This window comes from Rhizobium sp. CB3090 (assembly GCF_029714285.1).
In the GTDB taxonomy this organism is placed as follows: domain Bacteria; phylum Pseudomonadota; class Alphaproteobacteria; order Rhizobiales; family Rhizobiaceae; genus Rhizobium.
This window is the reverse complement of sequence record NZ_CP121662.1, coordinates 693376-708936: the sequence shown is the minus strand read 5'-3', so window position 1 is coordinate 708936 and position 15561 is coordinate 693376. Positions and strand designations below refer to the sequence as shown.

Below are 15561 nucleotides of genomic sequence, written 5' to 3'. Positions count from 1 at the left end.
CGATGAAATTTCTCTGCCAGGTCTGGTTCGAAACTGCCGAGATCATGACGCTTTCCGAAGAGGAAGGACGGCGGTTGACGCAGGACTCCATCGATAACGACAACAGGCTGCGCGACAGCGGGCATATCGTCGTGGCGAACGCGCTGCGCGCGCCGCAGACAGCCAGAACGGTTCGGGTGCGCGAAGGCAAAGCCACGGTCACCGACGGCCCCTTTGCCGAAATGAAGGAGCATCTTGGCGGCTTCGTACTGATCGAAGCGAAGGATATGGACGAAGCGACCAGCATCGCCGCCGCCTTCCCCGTTGCCAAGTATGGCATGATCGAGGTCCGCGCGGCTTACGACATCCGGTTTCCAGACGAATAGATAAAGAGCGGGAGGACATGGACATGCGGTTCTTATGCTTGATCTATATGCCGGCCGACTTGGACAGAATGTTGAGCCCCAGCGAGGGCGATACGCTGATCGCAGAACACTTCGAATATGACGAGAGCCTGGCACGCAAAGGCACGTTGATCCTGTCGGATGCGCTAGAAGGGCCGGACAAGGCGATCGTCATCGGCGCGCGCGGATCGGCGCTTTCCACAACAGATGGCCCATTCGTAGAGACGAAGGAACATCTGGCCGGCTTCTATGTCGTTGAGGCCGTCGACATGGCCGGTGCAACCGAAATTGCCCGTCGCATCCCCTCGGCCCGATACGGCGCCATCGAAATCCATCCGATCCGGATACTGACCTTTCCCGGAACCTGACAGGAGAGCAAGAGACCGCCGTGGCGCTGAATGAAATCATCGACGACATCTACCGCAGCCAATCGCGCCACGTGTTCGCGACGCTGATCCGCCTGCTCGGCGATTTCGACCGGGCGGAGGAGGCGCTTCACGATGCCTTTGCGGCAGCGGCGCAGCAATGGACGGAAGAGACCTTGCCGGCCAACCCCTATGCCTGGCTGGTTTCCACCGGCCGCTTTCGGGCGATCGACCATATCCGGCGGCGAGCGCGCTTCGATGCCTCGGAGGCCGACATCGCCGACAGTCTGTATCCCGAGGGCGAAATGATCGAAAGCGCCGAAAGCCAGGAGATCGAAGACGATATGCTACGGCTGATCTTCACCTGCTGCCATCCGATCATTCCGGCGGAGGCGCAGACGGCGATGGCTTTGCGCGAGGTCTGCGGCCTGACGACGGAAGAGATCGCCCATGCTTTTATCGTCTCGGCGCCGACCGTTGCCCAGCGTATCGTCCGCGCCAAGAACCGCATTCGCGCAGCGCAAATTCCCTACGAAGTTCCGGCAAAGGCGGAGTTGCCGGAGCGGCTGGCGCAGGTGCTGCATGTCATCTATCTCGTCTTCAACGAGGGCTATTCCGCATCATCAGGCACGACGATCGTCCGCGCCGACCTTGCCGCCGAAGCCATCCGTCTCGGCCGCCTGCTTCTGGGGCTGCTGCCCGATCCGGAGGTTGCCGGATTGCTGGCGATGATGCTTCTGCAGGATTCACGGCGGCTGGCGCGGGCGAGTGCGTCCGGCGATCTGATCCTACTTGCGGATCAAGACCGTGGGCTGTGGGACAATGAAAGAATCCACGAGGGATTGGCCTTCGCCGCCGAGGCGATGGCGGGCGAAAGCGTCGGCAGCTATGCGCTGCAGGCGGCCATTGCCGCCGAGCACGTGCGTGCGCCAACGGCGGACCGGACGGACTGGCGGCGGATCGTCGCGCTTTACGATCTGCTGCTGGTCGCACATCCGTCGGCGGTGGTCGAACTCAATCGAGCTGTCGCGGTTTCAATGTGCGACGGGCCGGCGGCCGGGCTCAGGATCGTCGACGGCCTGCTGAGCGACGACAGGCTGGCTCGATACCATCTGGCTCATGCGGCAAAGGCCGACTTCCTGCGGCAGCTCAACCGCAACGACGAAGCGCGACAGTCCTATGAGACGGCGCTTTCCCTCTGCCATCAGGCGCCTGAACAAGCGTTCCTGCGCAAGCGACTGGCGGAGCTCGCCGGCAGGACAGGGCAATAGGCCGGATTAGGGGCGCTTCTTGGAGCTAAGCAAGGCGAGTGCCGTCCCCGTCAGAGCGGAAACGACGATCAGAAGATGCGCGTTGATGCTGGCCTGCGCCAGATTGTCGAGCGCGGCCTTTTCTCCCGGCGCTCCGAAAGCCATGGCGCCGGCGGTAATCCCTGCCGGATATGTGCCCACTCCTCCGGGCGCATGAACCGGCAGTACGGAGGAAAGTTCGCCGCCAAGCGCACCGCCGAAGCTTGCCGACAGCGGCGTGACATTCATGAGGCGCAGCGCCCAGGCGAGCACCACGACCTTCACCAGCCAATTGACCACCGTCGTCAGCCAGGCACGGGCAAAAGCACTCGCGTTGGCCGGCAGGCCGCGTTCCAGTTCATGCACCAGCCCCTGCGCCTTCTTCGGCAATGCCCTGCCGGCAAATTTGATCAGGGGACGGCGCAGGACAAAGCCGGCGACGGGCAAAAGCACGAAAGCAAGCCACAGAACCCAGGCAAGAGCGCGATAGGGCGAGGCCAGAGCCAAGCCGACACCGGCTGCGGCGAGCAAGGCATGCAGATCCAGCAGCCGCATGACGAACAGCGCCGAGGTGCCGCGCGCCAAGGGAATGCCGAATTCGGAGCGCATCAGAACCGGAAAGCTGGTCTCGCCGGTGCGGAAGGGCATCATGATATTGAGCAGATTATGGACCTGCGTCACACGAAAGAGCGCGGCAAAATGACCGCCGGTCTCCTTGGGGAAATAATCATAGATGCGCCAGGTGCGGAGGAAGTAGGTACTGGTCAGCAGCGCCATTGCCAGCAGGATGGGCAGGAGACCGACCTTGCCCCATTGCGCCAGGATCGAACTCCACCCCCAGAACCATTCGATGAAGGCGGCATAGGCAAGGACGACGGCCAATGTCAGCAGCGTCATGCGGTTGCGAATAAACCAGTTCTGTCGGCTGGCAACCATCGGAGTCTTCATGTAGTTAAGGCACCAAATGCGAGCGGAGGCAGACGCCGGACATGTCGCTCGTTCCGTCCGGCCGGTTCTGCCGGTCTTTTAGGAGAAAGAAGAGTTGCAGACAACGGCAGAGTCGATCCGCCCCCTGACCGACGCGGCAAGCGCTATTGAACTTTCGCTGGTCGTGCCCGTCTTTAACGAGGAAGAAAGCGTCGGACCGCTGATCGAGCGCATCTGTTCCGCCATGGTGGGTTTCACCAAGCCCTGGGAACTGATCCTGATCGACGACGGCAGCACCGATGCCACGCTTGCCAACGCGCGCCGTTCGATCGAGCGCGAGGGTCTGACGCTGCGCATCGTCGAGCTTCAACGCAATTTCGGGCAGACGGCCGCTATGCAGGCTGGCATCGATACTGCCACCGGCCGGCTGATCGCCACGATGGACGGCGACCTGCAGAACGACCCGAAGGACATCCCCTCGATGGTCGAGGAGTTGGAACGGCGGCAGCTCGACCTGCTCGTCGGCTGGCGTAAGAACCGTCAGGACGGGCTTTTCCTCCGCAAGATTCCCTCCTGGTGCGCCAACTATCTCATCGGCCGCATCACGGGCGTCAAATTGCACGACTATGGCTGCAGCCTGAAGATCTACCGCGCCTCGATCATCAAGCAGGTGAAGCTGATGGGTGAGATGCACCGCTTCATCCCGGCCTGGGTCGCGGGCGTCGTTCCGAGCTCGCGTATCGGCGAAATGGTCGTTACCCATCACGCGCGCCAACACGGCATATCGAAATACGGCATTTCGCGTACCTTCCGTGTCATTCTCGATCTGCTGTCGGTGATGTTCTTCATGCGCTATAAGGCGCGGCCGGGCCATTTCTTCGGCTCGCTCGGTCTTGGCCTCGGGGCGCTCGCCGGTTTGATCCTGCTTTGGCTCTTTGTCGACAAGTTCATCTTCGGCGACGATATCGGCAACAGGCCGCTGTTACTGGTCGGCGTCGTGCTCCTGCTGTCGTCGGTGCAGATGATCACCACGGGCATCCTGGCCGAGATGATCGCGCGCATCTATTATCGCGACGACCTGTCGCCGAACTACATCGTCCGCAAGATCTTCGATCGGGATCATCACGATGCATAGGCTTCTGGTCCGCCGACCGGATACTATCATCCTTCTGCTTGCCGGCTACTTCGCTCTGGAATTCCTGGTGCGGCTCGCCATGCCGCATGGCATGCGTTACGACGAATCGCAGCAGGCGCTGTTCTCGCAATGGCTGACTCTCGGCTACGATTCTCAGCCGCCGCTTTACAATTGGGTGCAGGCGCTGGTGGTCTCCGTCTTCGGCCTGTCGCTGGCGGCAATTTCCATCGTCAAGAACATCGTGCTGTTTCTGGTCTTTTTCAGCTACTACAAGCTGGCGAAGCTAGTACTATCCGACAAGGTTTTCGCGGCGATCGCCACGGTGTCGCTGCTGACAATTCCGCAGCTCTTCTGGGAGGCGCAACGGGACCTTACGCATACGGTCGCGCAGCTCCTGACCATCAATCTCTTCCTCTACGGCGCAATCCGCACGCTGAAGGCGCCAAGTACGGGCTCCTACGTATTTACCGGCATCGCCCTCGGCCTCGGCATGCTGTCGAAGTATAATTTCGCACTGCTTGCCGCGGCCGCAGTCATTGCCGTCCTGATGCATCCGCAGGGGCGCGCGCGCATCTTCGATAAGCGATTTCTGCTGATTCCGTTGATCTCCCTGTTGATCTTCCTGCCGCATGGGCTGTGGCTGATCCACAATCTTGACCTCGCCTCGGGACGGACCCTTGGAATCATGGAGCAGGATGCGCCGCAAAGCGCCTTTGCCAAGCTGGTGCAGGGACCACTGGAATTCGTGAAGCTGGTCATCGTCATCTGCGCGCCGACGCTCGTCATCTATGCATTGGTGTTCGGCAAAAGCCTCTTCAAAAATCTGGGGCGATCGAACGAATGGACGCGCTTTTTTGAGGTCCTGTTCGTTGCTATCGCCGTACTGGTGCTGATCCTGATTGTCGCCATCGGCATGACGGCGTTGCGGGACCGCTGGCTGCTGCCCTTCCTGTTCCTGCTGCCGATCTATCTTTGCCTGAAGATGGAAGCGGCCGGCATCAAAGCGGCGGATTTCGGCAAACGCTTCTTCTATATCCCGCTGGCGATGATGCTGATCATTCCGGCGCTGCTTTTGATCCGCGTCACGCTTCCGACGCTCTTCGGCTCCTATGACCATTACAATACCCCCTACCCGGCCTTTGTCAGTCAGGTCGTGGCGACGGAAGGCAAAAAGCCGGGGCTGGTGCTGACGGACAATTGGCTGCCGGCCGGAAACCTGCATTTACAATTGCCCGACGTGCCGGCCATGTCGTTGTTTTTCGGAAATCTGAAGGCAGACTATGAGTGGAGTGCGGACAAGCCGATCCTCGTCGTATGGCGGCCGGGGAAGAACGCCGATGGCGTGCCGCCACCATTGACGAGCTGGTTGCAAGAAACGCTCGGCTCGCAATATAGGGCGCCGGATGTCAAGTTCGCGAATGTCCAATACATTCATGGCAAACCCGGCGACATGGCGGCCTTTGCCTATGCCTGGATCTATCCAAAATAAGGGCCGATCACTCGATCCATGGTGATCGGCCGTCCATTCTCAATTTTCAATGCAGGAGCCACTTATGGCGCCCACCGACACGCTCACGAGCATCCTGCCTGACGCTACCGATCTTCCGCCATGGCAAGTGAAAAGCTCCAAGCATCTACTTCATGACCGGTGGCTGAAAGTCAGGGCTGACGCCTGTGTTACCGCCGAGGGCGTGGAGATCGCCCCTTATTACGTGCTGGAATATCCCGATTGGGTGCAAGTCGTGGCGCTGGATGCAGAGGATAACATCTACCTAGTCCAACAGTATCGCCATGCTCTGGGCGTCGTCTCATTGGAGCTGCCGGGCGGGGCGATTGATGCGAACGACGCCAGTCCTGTCGAGGCAGCCACGCGCGAGCTGAGGGAAGAAACCGGCCTGTCTGCCTCCGAATGGGAATATGTCAGCGCGCTTGCACCTAATCCGGCCACCCACTCGAACCGTTCCCATATCGTGCTTGCTCGCAATGTCGAGATATCAGGGAAGCCCGTGGACGATCCGACGGAACGCATTCGGCTTATTCGCATGCCGATCCGCCAGGCCATCAAACTGGCGCTGGAGGGCAAGATGATTCAGACCATTCACATCGCGGCGCTGACGCTAGCCCTGCACAAAGCGGGCAAATGGGATGCGTCTGCCCTGGTTGACAGGAGCTGACTACGCTTTCGTCTCCGCCCACACCGCATCGAGCGCCAGCCGCGTGATACGCACCATTGCATCCACTTCCTCGCGACTGATGATGAGCGGCGGCGAGGCCAGCATGCGGTCCGCGGTGGCGCGCAGCACCAGACCATTGCTCAAAGCGTGATTGCGCACGGCGGAGCCGATCGCATCCGGCTTCTCGAAACGGCGGCGGGTGGATTTGTCGGCGGCAAGCTGCAGGGCGCCCATCAGCCCGATGCTAACAGCTTCGCCGACCATGTCGTGATCCGCCAGGCTGCCCCAGGCCTTCGCGAAATAGGGTCCGATATCGTCGCGGACGCGCTCGATCAACTTCTCATCCTCGATGATCCTCAGATTTTCCAGCGCTGCAGCGGCGCAGACCGGATGGCCGGAATAGGTGAAGCCGTGATTGAACTCGCCGACATCATTGATGAGCACATCAGCGATGCGGTCACTCACCAACACGCCGCCGATCGGCAGGTAGCCCGAGGACAGGCCCTTGGCGATCGGCGCGAGATCGGGCTTCACCCCGAAATGCTGATAACCGAACCAGGAACCTAATCTTCCGAAGCCACAGATCACCTCGTCGCAGACGAGCAGGATATTCCGCGCCTTGCAGATGCGGGCGATTTCCGGCCAATAGGTCGAGGGCGGAATGATGACGCCGCCTGCCCCCTGAACCGGCTCGGCGATGAAGGCGGCGACATTGTCCTCGCCCAGTTCATCGATCTTCTCTTCCAGCTCGCGGGCGGCCTTGAGGCCGAACTCTTCCGGAGAGAGATCGCCGCCATAGGCGTACCAATAGGGTTGCCCGATATGGACGACGCCGGGGATCGGCAGGTCACCCTGCTCATGCATGTATTTCATGCCACCCATGCTGGCGCCGGCAACGGTCGACCCGTGGTAACCGTTGCGCCGAGCGATAACGATCTTTTTTGCCGGTTTGCCCACCGCACTCCAATAGACGCGCGCCATGCGAAACCAGGTGTCGTTGGCTTCGGAGCCGGAATTGGTGAAGAAGACATGGTTGAAATGCGGACCGGCATGGGCGCAGACCTTCTCGGACAAGAGCGTGGCCGGCGTCGTCGTCGTGCCGAAAAAGGTGTTGTAATAGGGTAGCTCGTTCATCTGGCGGATTGCCGCATCGGCTATTTCGGTGCGGCCGTAGCCGATATTGACGCACCAAAGGCCGGCAAAGCCGTCGAGATATTTGTTGCCGTTGCTATCGAAGATATAGACGCCCTTGCCGCGCTGAATGATCCGGGCGCCGTCGGCGTTCAACTTCTTCATGTCCGCGAACGGATGGAGATGATGAGCGGCATCGACGGCGGCGAGATTGGAACGGCGGGAAGTGTCGGACATCGTTTGCAGAATCCCTATCGGATTGAAAGGCTGACCTCGATCGTTTACGACCATGACGTGAGCAAGGGGGATTGACAAGGGCATGGCGGCTGACAATGCAACCGAGGGCGCGGCGCGCATCGAAGTGTTGATATCGGACATGAACGGCCGACTGCGTGGCAAGCAGGTCCCCCTGGAAGCGGAAAAGAAAGTCTGGTCCGGTGCGGTGCGCCTGCCGACGTCGACACAATCCCTCGATATCTGGGGAGACGATAATGACGACCTCACCGGCCTGTCGCTGACGATCGGCGATCCCGATGGCACCTGCGTCGCCGATCGGCGTACGCTTGCGGATATGCCCTGGGCGCCGCCGGGATCGAAGCAGGTGTTGGCCACAATGCATGAACTCGACGGCAGCCCGAGTTTCCAGGACCCGCGCGCCATTCTTGCGGCGGTCGTCGATCGCTATACGGTCCTCGGTCTGACGCCTGTCGTTGCTACTGAGCTGGAATTCTATCTTCTCGCCGGCGACTGGCGCGAGCGCGGCATCCCCTCGCCGCCGGCGGCATTGACGTATCGCGGCGAGCCGAACGGCTATCAGCTCTACGATATGGATGCTGTCGATCTGCTCGGCGATTATCTCGAAACCTTGCGCGCCTATGCCAGGGCGCAAGGCCTGCCGGCGGACGCGACCACGGCGGAATTCGGTCCAGGGCAGTTCGAGGTCAATCTGCTGCATCGCCCGGACGCGCTCGCCGCCGCCGATGACTGCATCTTTCTGAAAAGAGCAGCCGAGCAGGCGGCACGCAAGCACGGGCTCAAATCGACCTGCATGGCGAAACCCTATAGCGATCATGCCGGCTCCGGCCTGCATGTGCACGCAAGCATCATCGACCGTGACGGCCGCAATATTCTCGATGCGGCCGGCGGCGAGCCGAAGAAGCTGAAGTCGACCTGTGCCGGTCTGCTCCAAACGTTGCAGGATGCGCAGTTGATCTTTGCGCCCTATGCCAATTCCTATCGCCGCTTCCAGCCGGGCTCGTTCGCGCCCGTGGATCTCACCTGGGGCCACGGGCATCGCGGAACGACGGTGCGCATCCCGGAAAAGGACGGGTCGGGCGCCCGTATCGAGCACCGCGTCGCGGGGGCCGATGCCAATCCTTACCTTATGCTGGCGGCGATTCTCGGGGGTATGTTGCTTGGATTGCAGAACGAGCTCGATCCTGGGGAAGAGACGATACCAAGCCGTGTGCCGACAAATGCGCCGCGCCTGACGCATGATTTCCTGACCGCGGTCGAACGCTTCCGCGCCTCTCCCTTCATCGCCGATATTTTCGGGGAGCGATATCAAAAGCTCTACGGCGATACGAAGCACAAGGAAGCAATCCGCTATCTGCGCACCGTATCCGATTTCGACTACCGGACCTATCTGCCGCGCCTTTGACGGATTTCAGACAACCGCACTGCTGATGGAGTCTTCCTCGGCAACCCGCGCGGCCGTGCCCTGCTTGATCATCACCTTCAGCTCGCCGGCATGAAGTTTGAGTGCGATGTCGCGTTCCAGCGGCAGTAGCTCGCCGTCGACGACGCAATTTGCCAGGCTGCGCAGCTTCGGGAAATGCAGGTGCACTTGGCGCGCATGCATGACCATGACATCGGCGTTCTCGCGAAACCGGCCACGCAGCATGTCGATGGCGAGCCGCGCCACGCTAAGCGGCCGCAATGGCCCCGCCGTATAGAAGCCAAGCTCGCCGCCGCGCAGATCGTCGGCATAAAGCAGGGTGTTGGGACCGAAGGGATTGTTGGACACGGAAATCGCCGAGACGTGGCGGCGCTCCCGAACGCCCTCGGCTTCAAAATCCACATCGAATTCCGGCGGGTTGAAGACGACGCCCAGAGCGGCGCGCGTGCTGGCCGACATCTTGCCGAAACGCGAGCGATAGCTATAGGCGTTGCGGTAGCGCACCATGCGCGCATGCATGCCGGCAGAAAACTGGTGGATGAAAGGTCGGCCGTTGGCGCTGCCTATATCCACCTGATCGACCTCGCCCGTCGCCAGCACGTCCAGCACCTGGTAGATATCGAGCGGCAGCCGGAGCGAGCGAGCAAAAAGGTTCATCGTGCCGGCGGGTATGACGCCGAGGGCGACGCCATTTCTCCAGGCAACCGCGGCGGCTGCGGAAATCGTTCCATCCCCGCCGCCGGCGACGATGCCATCGATATCGTCACGACGCGCCGCACGCTCCATGGCGGCAACGACTTCGCGGCCTGACACGACCAGACCTTCGAAATCATGGCCGGCATCCCGGAAAACCTGCTCTGCCTTCATTTCGTAGGCGGCCATGTCCGTCGTCTTGAACGTGCCGCCATCGCGATTGAAAAAGCCGATCAGTTTCATCAAGGCTCCCGGTTTTCCCGTTGAATCTGTCTCAAAAAGGATATGCTCCCCCGCACCTGCTAATCCAAAAATGGTTTCGGCAAGGGCGATTTCAAGCGTTATCCAGCCATCGGGGCAATCAGCGCGGGTGACGGATGGGGCAAGAACTCCATTAACACTTATGCGCAAAGCGATATGCTGCGCTGCAAAAAACGCACGCGACAGCGGTATCGCCCTGATTCATAGTATTAATTGAGGTGCGTTCGCGCCTCTCCCGTCTTTCATTCCGCATCGTGTATCCGAGACCGCATCCCGGTTTTCCTGCCCGTTGCCCGCTTCGCGGCACCTTCTGCATGATCGCCGCCAAGGAGTTTTCGTGAGCGATATCGCTGTCGACCTTATCGATTCCCGATCCAGCCTCGAAGCGCCGTCACGCGCGGCGGTCGCCCTCGTCACGCTGGCGCTCGCAGTCGGCAGCTTCGGCATCGGCACGGGTGAATTCGTCATTATGGGCTTGCTGCCCGAGGTCGCCGATACCTTTGGTGTCACGACGCCGGAAGCGGGTCATGTCATCAGCGCCTATGCGCTCGGCGTCGTCGTCGGCGCGCCTGTCATCGCGGTCCTCGCCGCCAAGATGGCGCGACGCACTCTGCTTCTGCTGATGATGGCAATCTTTGCCGCCGGCAATATTTCGAGCGCCCTGGCTCCGACCTTCGAAAGCTTCGCTGCTCTACGTTTCATCACCGGCCTGCCGCATGGCGCCTATTTCGGCGTCGCTGCACTTGTGGCCGCCTCGATGGTGCCTGTCCACCGCCGCGTGCGTGCCGTCGGTCAGGTCATGCTCGGCCTCACCATCGCCACCCTGATCGGCACACCGATCGCCACCTTTCTCGGCCAGCTTCTGAATTGGCGGGCAGCTTTCATGATGGTCGGCGGCATCGGCCTCGTGACCATGCTGCTCATTGCGCTGTTCCTGCCGAAAGACAAGGTCGAGGAAGGCGCGAGCATCGCCCGTGAACTGGGCGCTCTTCGCCGCATCCAGGTCTGGCTGACGCTCGGCATCGCCGCGGTCGGTTTCGGCGGCATGTTCTCGATCTTCAGCTATGTCGCGACGACAACAACGCAGATTGCCGGCTTGGGAACGGGCATGGTGCCGGTGGTGCTGGCGCTCTTCGGCATCGGCATGAATGTCGGCAATGTCGTCGGCTCGCGCCTCGGCGACCTGTCGCTGAAGGGCACGATCGGCGGCATGATGGTCTTCAATGTCGTCATCATGACGCTGTTTTCGCTGACCGCGACCAACCCGGTGATGCTCTGCCTCTGCGTCTTCCTGATCGGCTGCGGTTTTGCTGCCTGTCCTGCCGTACAGACACGTCTTATGGATGTCGCGGCGGATGCGCAGACGCTGGCTGCCGCCTCCAACCATTCGGCCTTCAATATCGCCAATGCGCTCGGCGCCTGGCTTGGCGGCCTAGTGATCTCCTGGGGCTTTACCGCGGCATCGACGGGCTATGTCGGCGCAGTGCTCTCCGTCTTCGGCCTGATGGTTTTCGGACTGTCGGTCGCTTTGGAACGCAATGGCCGAGGCGCATGAGGCCGAAGGGCAAGGTTGTTCTGGCCGGTTTCTGAACCCACTCATTCCTTTCGATCGGCTGGGTGCATGCCACCCGACCGATCCGGTTCCGGCATTTTTGCAACAGCGATTGCTGCAACGCATAAGCCTTTAGCCGCCCAACAAAAAATTATCTGCGACATTATTATGGCATCAACCATCGGCGCCACTTGACTTTTCGCCCCTTCGGAGCGACTTCTCCCGGCGTGGGGAACACGTGTTTTCCATACCGATCAACCGGAGCCATCTTACGATGCCTAGCGACAGTAGTAGTCGATTGCCTTTGCCGTCAGTGGCACTCGTGCTGTAACCGACTCCTGTCGGCTCGCCACGATCTGCCCATGACGGCGGATCGACCGGAAAGGCGAGCTATAATGAACATCAACAGCTTTCCCGTGCGGGCTGGCAATGCCGCTCGTGCATTCATCAATAATAATCGCGCCCTTACCATTGCAGAACGCGTTGAGTCGCTGAACGCGCTCGAGGCTGACGAAGCCGCACGGCTCCTCGCCAAGATGCCGGAGGAGCGGGCCGTTCGCATTCTCGATCGGCCGGAGCTGCGCAACGCCCCTGCCATTCTCGAAGTCATGACCAATGCGGATGCCGCACGGCTGCTGCACGGCATGTCCAACGACCGCGTGGCCGACATTCTTCTCGAACTGGACGACGACCCACGCGCCCGGCTGTTCGCGACCCTTGAAGAGCCGGCTCGTGTCGCAATCCAAGGCCTGATGGGGTACCCGCCGCGCACGGCTGGCGGCATCATGACGACGGAGTACGTCAGCGTGTTCGCCAGTTGGACCGTTGCGCAGACGCTCGATCATGTGCGCCAGGTCGAGCGTTCCCGCGAGACGGTCTATGCAATCTATGTGCTCGACGACGACACACATGCCCTGCTGCATGTGGTGACGCTGCGCCGTCTCATCACCGGCCAGCCCGACGCCTGTATTCTGACCGTGGCACAGAAGGGTACGCCGGTCACGGCACCCGCGCTGATGAAGCAGGAGGATGTCGCCCGGCTGATCCGCCGTCACGACCTGCTCGCCCTGCCGGTTGTCGACGAAAACGGCCTGATGCTCGGCATCGTTACGGTCGACGACGTCATCGATACGATGATCGCCGATACGACGGAAGCCGCGCAGAAATTCGGCGGTATGGAAGCCCTGGGCCAACCCTACATGAAGATCGGCTTTGCGGGCATGATCCGCAAGCGTGCCGGCTGGTTGGCCGCCCTCTTCCTCGGCGAAATGCTGACGGCCAGCGCCATGCAGCATTTCGAAGGCGAGTTGGAGAAGGCCGTCGTGCTGACGCTGTTCATCCCGCTGATCATGAGCTCGGGCGGCAATTCCGGCTCACAGGCGACCTCGCTGATCATCCGGGCACTGGCGCTCGGCGAACTCAAGCTGTCCGATTGGTGGCGCGTCGCTCTGCGCGAAATGCCGACCGGCATCGTGCTCGGCTCGATCCTCGGCCTTGTCGGTTTTGCCCGCATCGTGCTTTGGCAGACCATCGGTCTCTTCGACTATGGTCCGCACTGGCAGTTGGTCGGCGTCACCGTTTTCGCCGCATTGATCGGCATCGTCACATTCGGTTCGCTGGCCGGCTCGATGCTGCCGTTCGCGCTGCAGAAGCTGCGCCTCGATCCGGCCAGCGCATCGGCGCCGTTCGTCGCAACGCTGGTCGATGTGACCGGGCTGGTGATCTATTTCTCGGTCGCCCTTCTGATCCTCAGCGGCACGATGCTCTAAGAGTAGTGCAAACCTTGACTGGGGCCGGCGACGGCCCTTTTCATTTTCAAGCCGGCTGCGGCAGCTTCAGGGCGCCGTTGGTCTTGACGCTGCGGATCGCGAAATTCGAGCGCAGGTCGGAAACGCCGGGGAGAGTCAGAAGCTTTTCCGACATCACCCTCTCATAAGCGGCCAGATCCTCGACGACGACCTCCGCCAGAAAATCCGCCGCTCCCGAAATCAGGTGGCAAGACACGATCTCGGGGATAGCGAGCAGCGCCGCCTGCTGCGCCTCCGAATTCTCCTTGGAGTGATGCCCGACCTTGAGCTCGACAAAAACCGTCAAGCCGAGGCCGGCCTCCTTGCGGTCGATATCGGCGCGATAGCCGCGCAGCAGACCCGATTTTTCCAGATTGCGGATGCGCCTCAGACAGGGTGACGGCGACAAGTTCACGCGCTCGGCGATCTCGACATTCGTGGCGCGCGCATCCTCTTGCAGGCAGTTGAGGATGGCAATATCGAATTTATCCAGTTTTGGCATTTCTATGAAGCTCTCCAGCCTATATTGGCAGATAATTGCTCATATCACTTTCCTCGAGCCATAACTAGCAAGGACATGCCTCGGCCTTCGGAGCTATCTTTTCTTCAACCGGATGATGATCCGGACGGTTCGAAAGGATACGTCGATGAGTGCTTTGACCTTCTCTCCCCGCAAGACAATGCCTGCCACGGTCGGCTATGCCGGCGCCATCATTACGGTGCTGATCTGGGCCAACTGGATTCTCGCCACGCGCCACACCGCCGAAACGCAGATGGGCACGATCGACCTCGGTCTGATCCGCTACGGCATTCCGGCGCTGGTGCTCTCTCCCGTCTGGCTGCGCACGGGGCTGTCGCCGAAGGGTGTGCCGCTGAAACTGCTGGCACTCATGGTCTGCGGCTCGGGGGCGCTTTTCTTCCAATTGACCACGTTCGCCATTCACTCCACGCCCGCCGCGTCGGCCGGCATTCTGCTCGGGGGCTCGATGCCGCTAGCAACCGCACTGATCGGCGTGTTGCTGTTTCACGAGCGGCCCGACATGACCCGTTGGCTCGGCCTCGGCGGCATCGTCGCCGGCGTCGCCATCCTTTTGGTACGCAGCCTTTCCGGCGCGGAGATTTCCTGGGTGAGCTTCACGTTGCTGCCGCTTGGTGCCTTGCTCTGGGCCGGTTACACCCACGCGTTCCGCCGCTCCGGTTTGAACGCCATCCAGTCAAGCGCCATTATCGCTATTTGGTCGTTCCTCATCCATGTCGGTCTGGCCCTGATCTTTGGGAGCTCGCTCGCCTCTGTCCCGCTACCGGAAATCGGCCTTCAGGTCGTAAGCCAAGGCCTGCTTTCCGGCCTCGCCGCCACACTTGCCTACGGTCTTGCCGTCCAGGCCCTCGGCGGCACGCAGGCCGCCGCCTTCACCGCCATTACCCCGGTTCTCGCCACCTTCGGCGGCGGGCTGTTTCTCGGAGAACCACTAGGCATGACGGAGCTTGCCGCCGCTGTCGTCACCGGAATGGGCGTCGCACTTTCAACAGGGATCTTGTCGAGGAAATAAGTACCAGGGTCGGTAAAGAAAAGATCGAAGGCTGCCGTCGGCAGCCTTCGGTGTGTTTGACGTCCGATGATCTTATATCGATACGACAATCTGGATGGACTATTTTCATCAGAACCACACCGCCATGGCGACGCGCCGTTCGGGATCAGCGCCATGGTCGATCTCGAATTTCAAGATTTCAAACAGCCCCGCCGGCATCTCGCGTTCATCCAACACACGCAATCCAAGCGAGGCGTAGAACGGTGCGTTGAATGGCACATAACGGTCTGTCGTCAGTGTGACACCCGATGCGCCTCGCTGCCGCGCAGTCTCGATCACGGCCTGCATCAAGCGCCGCCCGACACCCTTTCGCTGCCAGCATTGCATGACATCGATTTCCAAGACATAGACCGCGCCATCAAGCTCGGCCCCCGCGGCGAAAGCAAAGGGGTGATCCAGGTGATCGGAAGCAACAAACAGCAGCTTCGCATCGAGCGAATGCTCCAGCTTGTCGCGCGGCACGGTCCTGCCATCATCCTCCCTGCCTAACGCCTGGCCGAGAGTTGCGAAGGCATCGATCTCGATTTCCGCCAGGAAATCCAGATCAGCGGAACGAGCAAGGCGGATCTTGTAGGCGTCTTGCCCGATCTCCCCCAT

General features: G+C 60.9%; 15 protein-coding genes. 10 read left to right on the top strand and 5 right to left on the bottom strand.

Going from position 1 to position 15561, the window contains the following annotated elements; genetic code table 11:
- The first annotated feature begins 2 nt into the window (after positions 1-2).
- From QA646_RS03465 to QA646_RS03455, 3 genes are read left to right on the top strand one after another with little or no spacing between them, the layout of a single operon-like run.
- On the top strand, positions 3-365 hold the full coding sequence (locus QA646_RS03465) for a YciI family protein (protein WP_283057628.1): 363 nt from the start codon (positions 3-5) through the stop codon (positions 363-365).
- 23 nt (positions 366-388) lie between these two features.
- Positions 389-751, top strand: a complete 363-nt coding sequence (locus QA646_RS03460) for a YciI family protein (RefSeq protein ID WP_283057627.1) — start codon at positions 389-391, stop codon at positions 749-751.
- A gap of 26 nt (positions 752-777) precedes the next feature.
- A complete protein-coding gene (locus tag QA646_RS03455) occupies positions 778-2019 on the top strand; it encodes an RNA polymerase sigma factor (protein WP_283058958.1) in 1242 nt (413 codons plus the stop codon).
- A gap of 6 nt (positions 2020-2025) precedes the next feature.
- Here QA646_RS03455 and QA646_RS03450 read toward each other — a convergent pair whose 3' ends face one another.
- On the bottom strand, positions 2026-2985 hold the full coding sequence (locus QA646_RS03450; RefSeq protein ID WP_283057626.1) for a lysylphosphatidylglycerol synthase domain-containing protein: 960 nt from the start codon (positions 2983-2985) through the stop codon (positions 2026-2028).
- Between the two features lie 94 nt (positions 2986-3079).
- Between QA646_RS03450 and QA646_RS03445 the strand changes: the two genes are divergently transcribed.
- From QA646_RS03445 to QA646_RS03435, 3 genes are all read left to right on the top strand, one after another.
- Positions 3080-4099: a glycosyltransferase family 2 protein gene (locus QA646_RS03445; protein ID WP_283057618.1), complete on the top strand. Its 1020-nt coding sequence runs from the start codon at positions 3080-3082 to the stop codon at positions 4097-4099.
- Complete coding sequence (locus tag QA646_RS03440) at positions 4092-5588, top strand: glycosyltransferase family 39 protein (RefSeq protein ID WP_283057617.1); 1497 nt, start codon at positions 4092-4094, stop codon at positions 5586-5588. Before QA646_RS03445 ends, QA646_RS03440 begins: the two co-directional genes overlap by 8 nt.
- Positions 5589-5652: 64 nt before the next feature.
- Complete coding sequence (locus QA646_RS03435; protein ID WP_283057616.1) at positions 5653-6273, top strand: NUDIX hydrolase; 621 nt, start codon at positions 5653-5655, stop codon at positions 6271-6273.
- On the opposite strand, the gene QA646_RS03430 is transcribed toward QA646_RS03435, so the two are convergent.
- Positions 6274-7641, bottom strand: coding sequence for an aspartate aminotransferase family protein (locus QA646_RS03430; RefSeq protein WP_283057615.1), 1368 nt, complete (start codon positions 7639-7641; stop codon positions 6274-6276).
- A gap of 82 nt (positions 7642-7723) precedes the next feature.
- Here QA646_RS03430 and QA646_RS03425 point away from each other — a divergent pair, with 82 nt between their 5' ends.
- Positions 7724-9064 (top strand): glutamine synthetase family protein, encoded by a 1341-nt coding sequence (locus QA646_RS03425; protein ID WP_283057613.1) that lies wholly within the window; start codon positions 7724-7726, stop codon positions 9062-9064.
- Positions 9065-9070: 6 nt separating this feature from the next.
- Here QA646_RS03425 and QA646_RS03420 read toward each other — a convergent pair whose 3' ends face one another.
- Complete coding sequence (locus QA646_RS03420) at positions 9071-10018, bottom strand: diacylglycerol kinase family protein (RefSeq protein WP_283057612.1); 948 nt, start codon at positions 10016-10018, stop codon at positions 9071-9073.
- Positions 10019-10373: 355 nt separating this feature from the next.
- Here QA646_RS03420 and QA646_RS03415 point away from each other — a divergent pair, with 355 nt between their 5' ends.
- Positions 10374-11591 carry an MFS transporter gene (locus tag QA646_RS03415; RefSeq protein ID WP_283057610.1) on the top strand — a complete coding sequence of 406 codons (1218 nt, stop codon included), beginning with the start codon at positions 10374-10376 and terminating at the stop codon, positions 11589-11591.
- Positions 11592-11983: 392 nt separating this feature from the next.
- The gene (gene mgtE, locus QA646_RS03410) at positions 11984-13357 is read left to right on the top strand and encodes a magnesium transporter (protein WP_283057609.1); all 1374 of its coding nucleotides are present in this window, start codon (positions 11984-11986) and stop codon (positions 13355-13357) included.
- Positions 13358-13403: 46 nt separating this feature from the next.
- On the opposite strand, the gene QA646_RS03405 is transcribed toward mgtE, so the two are convergent.
- Entirely contained in the window at positions 13404-13877 is a 474-nt protein-coding gene (locus tag QA646_RS03405) for an Lrp/AsnC family transcriptional regulator (protein ID WP_283057607.1), read from the bottom strand.
- Between the two features lie 145 nt (positions 13878-14022).
- Here QA646_RS03405 and QA646_RS03400 point away from each other — a divergent pair, with 145 nt between their 5' ends.
- Complete coding sequence (locus tag QA646_RS03400) at positions 14023-14925, top strand: DMT family transporter (RefSeq protein ID WP_283057606.1); 903 nt, start codon at positions 14023-14025, stop codon at positions 14923-14925.
- A 108-nt stretch (positions 14926-15033) separates the two neighbouring features.
- Here the strand turns inward: QA646_RS03400 and QA646_RS03395 are convergent, their stop codons facing one another.
- Positions 15034-15561, bottom strand: coding sequence for a GNAT family N-acetyltransferase (locus QA646_RS03395; protein ID WP_283057605.1), 528 nt, complete (start codon positions 15559-15561; stop codon positions 15034-15036).

Coding starts and splice junctions, on each gene's coding strand:
- QA646_RS03465 (WP_283057628.1), top strand. CDS start 3: ATGAAATTTCTCTGCCAGGTCTGGTTCGAAACTGCCGAGATCATGACG.
- QA646_RS03460 (WP_283057627.1), top strand. CDS start 389: ATGCGGTTCTTATGCTTGATCTATATGCCGGCCGACTTGGACAGAATG.
- QA646_RS03450 (WP_283057626.1), bottom strand. CDS start 2,985: ATGAAGACTCCGATGGTTGCCAGCCGACAGAACTGGTTTATTCGCAAC.
- QA646_RS03440 (WP_283057617.1), top strand. CDS start 4,092: ATGCATAGGCTTCTGGTCCGCCGACCGGATACTATCATCCTTCTGCTT.
- QA646_RS03435 (WP_283057616.1), top strand. CDS start 5,653: ATGGCGCCCACCGACACGCTCACGAGCATCCTGCCTGACGCTACCGAT.
- QA646_RS03430 (WP_283057615.1), bottom strand. CDS start 7,641: ATGTCCGACACTTCCCGCCGTTCCAATCTCGCCGCCGTCGATGCCGCT.
- QA646_RS03425 (WP_283057613.1), top strand. CDS start 7,724: ATGGCGGCTGACAATGCAACCGAGGGCGCGGCGCGCATCGAAGTGTTG.
- QA646_RS03420 (WP_283057612.1), bottom strand. CDS start 10,018: ATGAAACTGATCGGCTTTTTCAATCGCGATGGCGGCACGTTCAAGACG.
- mgtE (WP_283057609.1), top strand. CDS start 11,984: ATGAACATCAACAGCTTTCCCGTGCGGGCTGGCAATGCCGCTCGTGCA.
- QA646_RS03405 (WP_283057607.1), bottom strand. CDS start 13,877: ATGCCAAAACTGGATAAATTCGATATTGCCATCCTCAACTGCCTGCAA.
- QA646_RS03400 (WP_283057606.1), top strand. CDS start 14,023: ATGAGTGCTTTGACCTTCTCTCCCCGCAAGACAATGCCTGCCACGGTC.
- QA646_RS03395 (WP_283057605.1), bottom strand. CDS start 15,561: ATGGGGGAGATCGGGCAAGACGCCTACAAGATCCGCCTTGCTCGTTCC.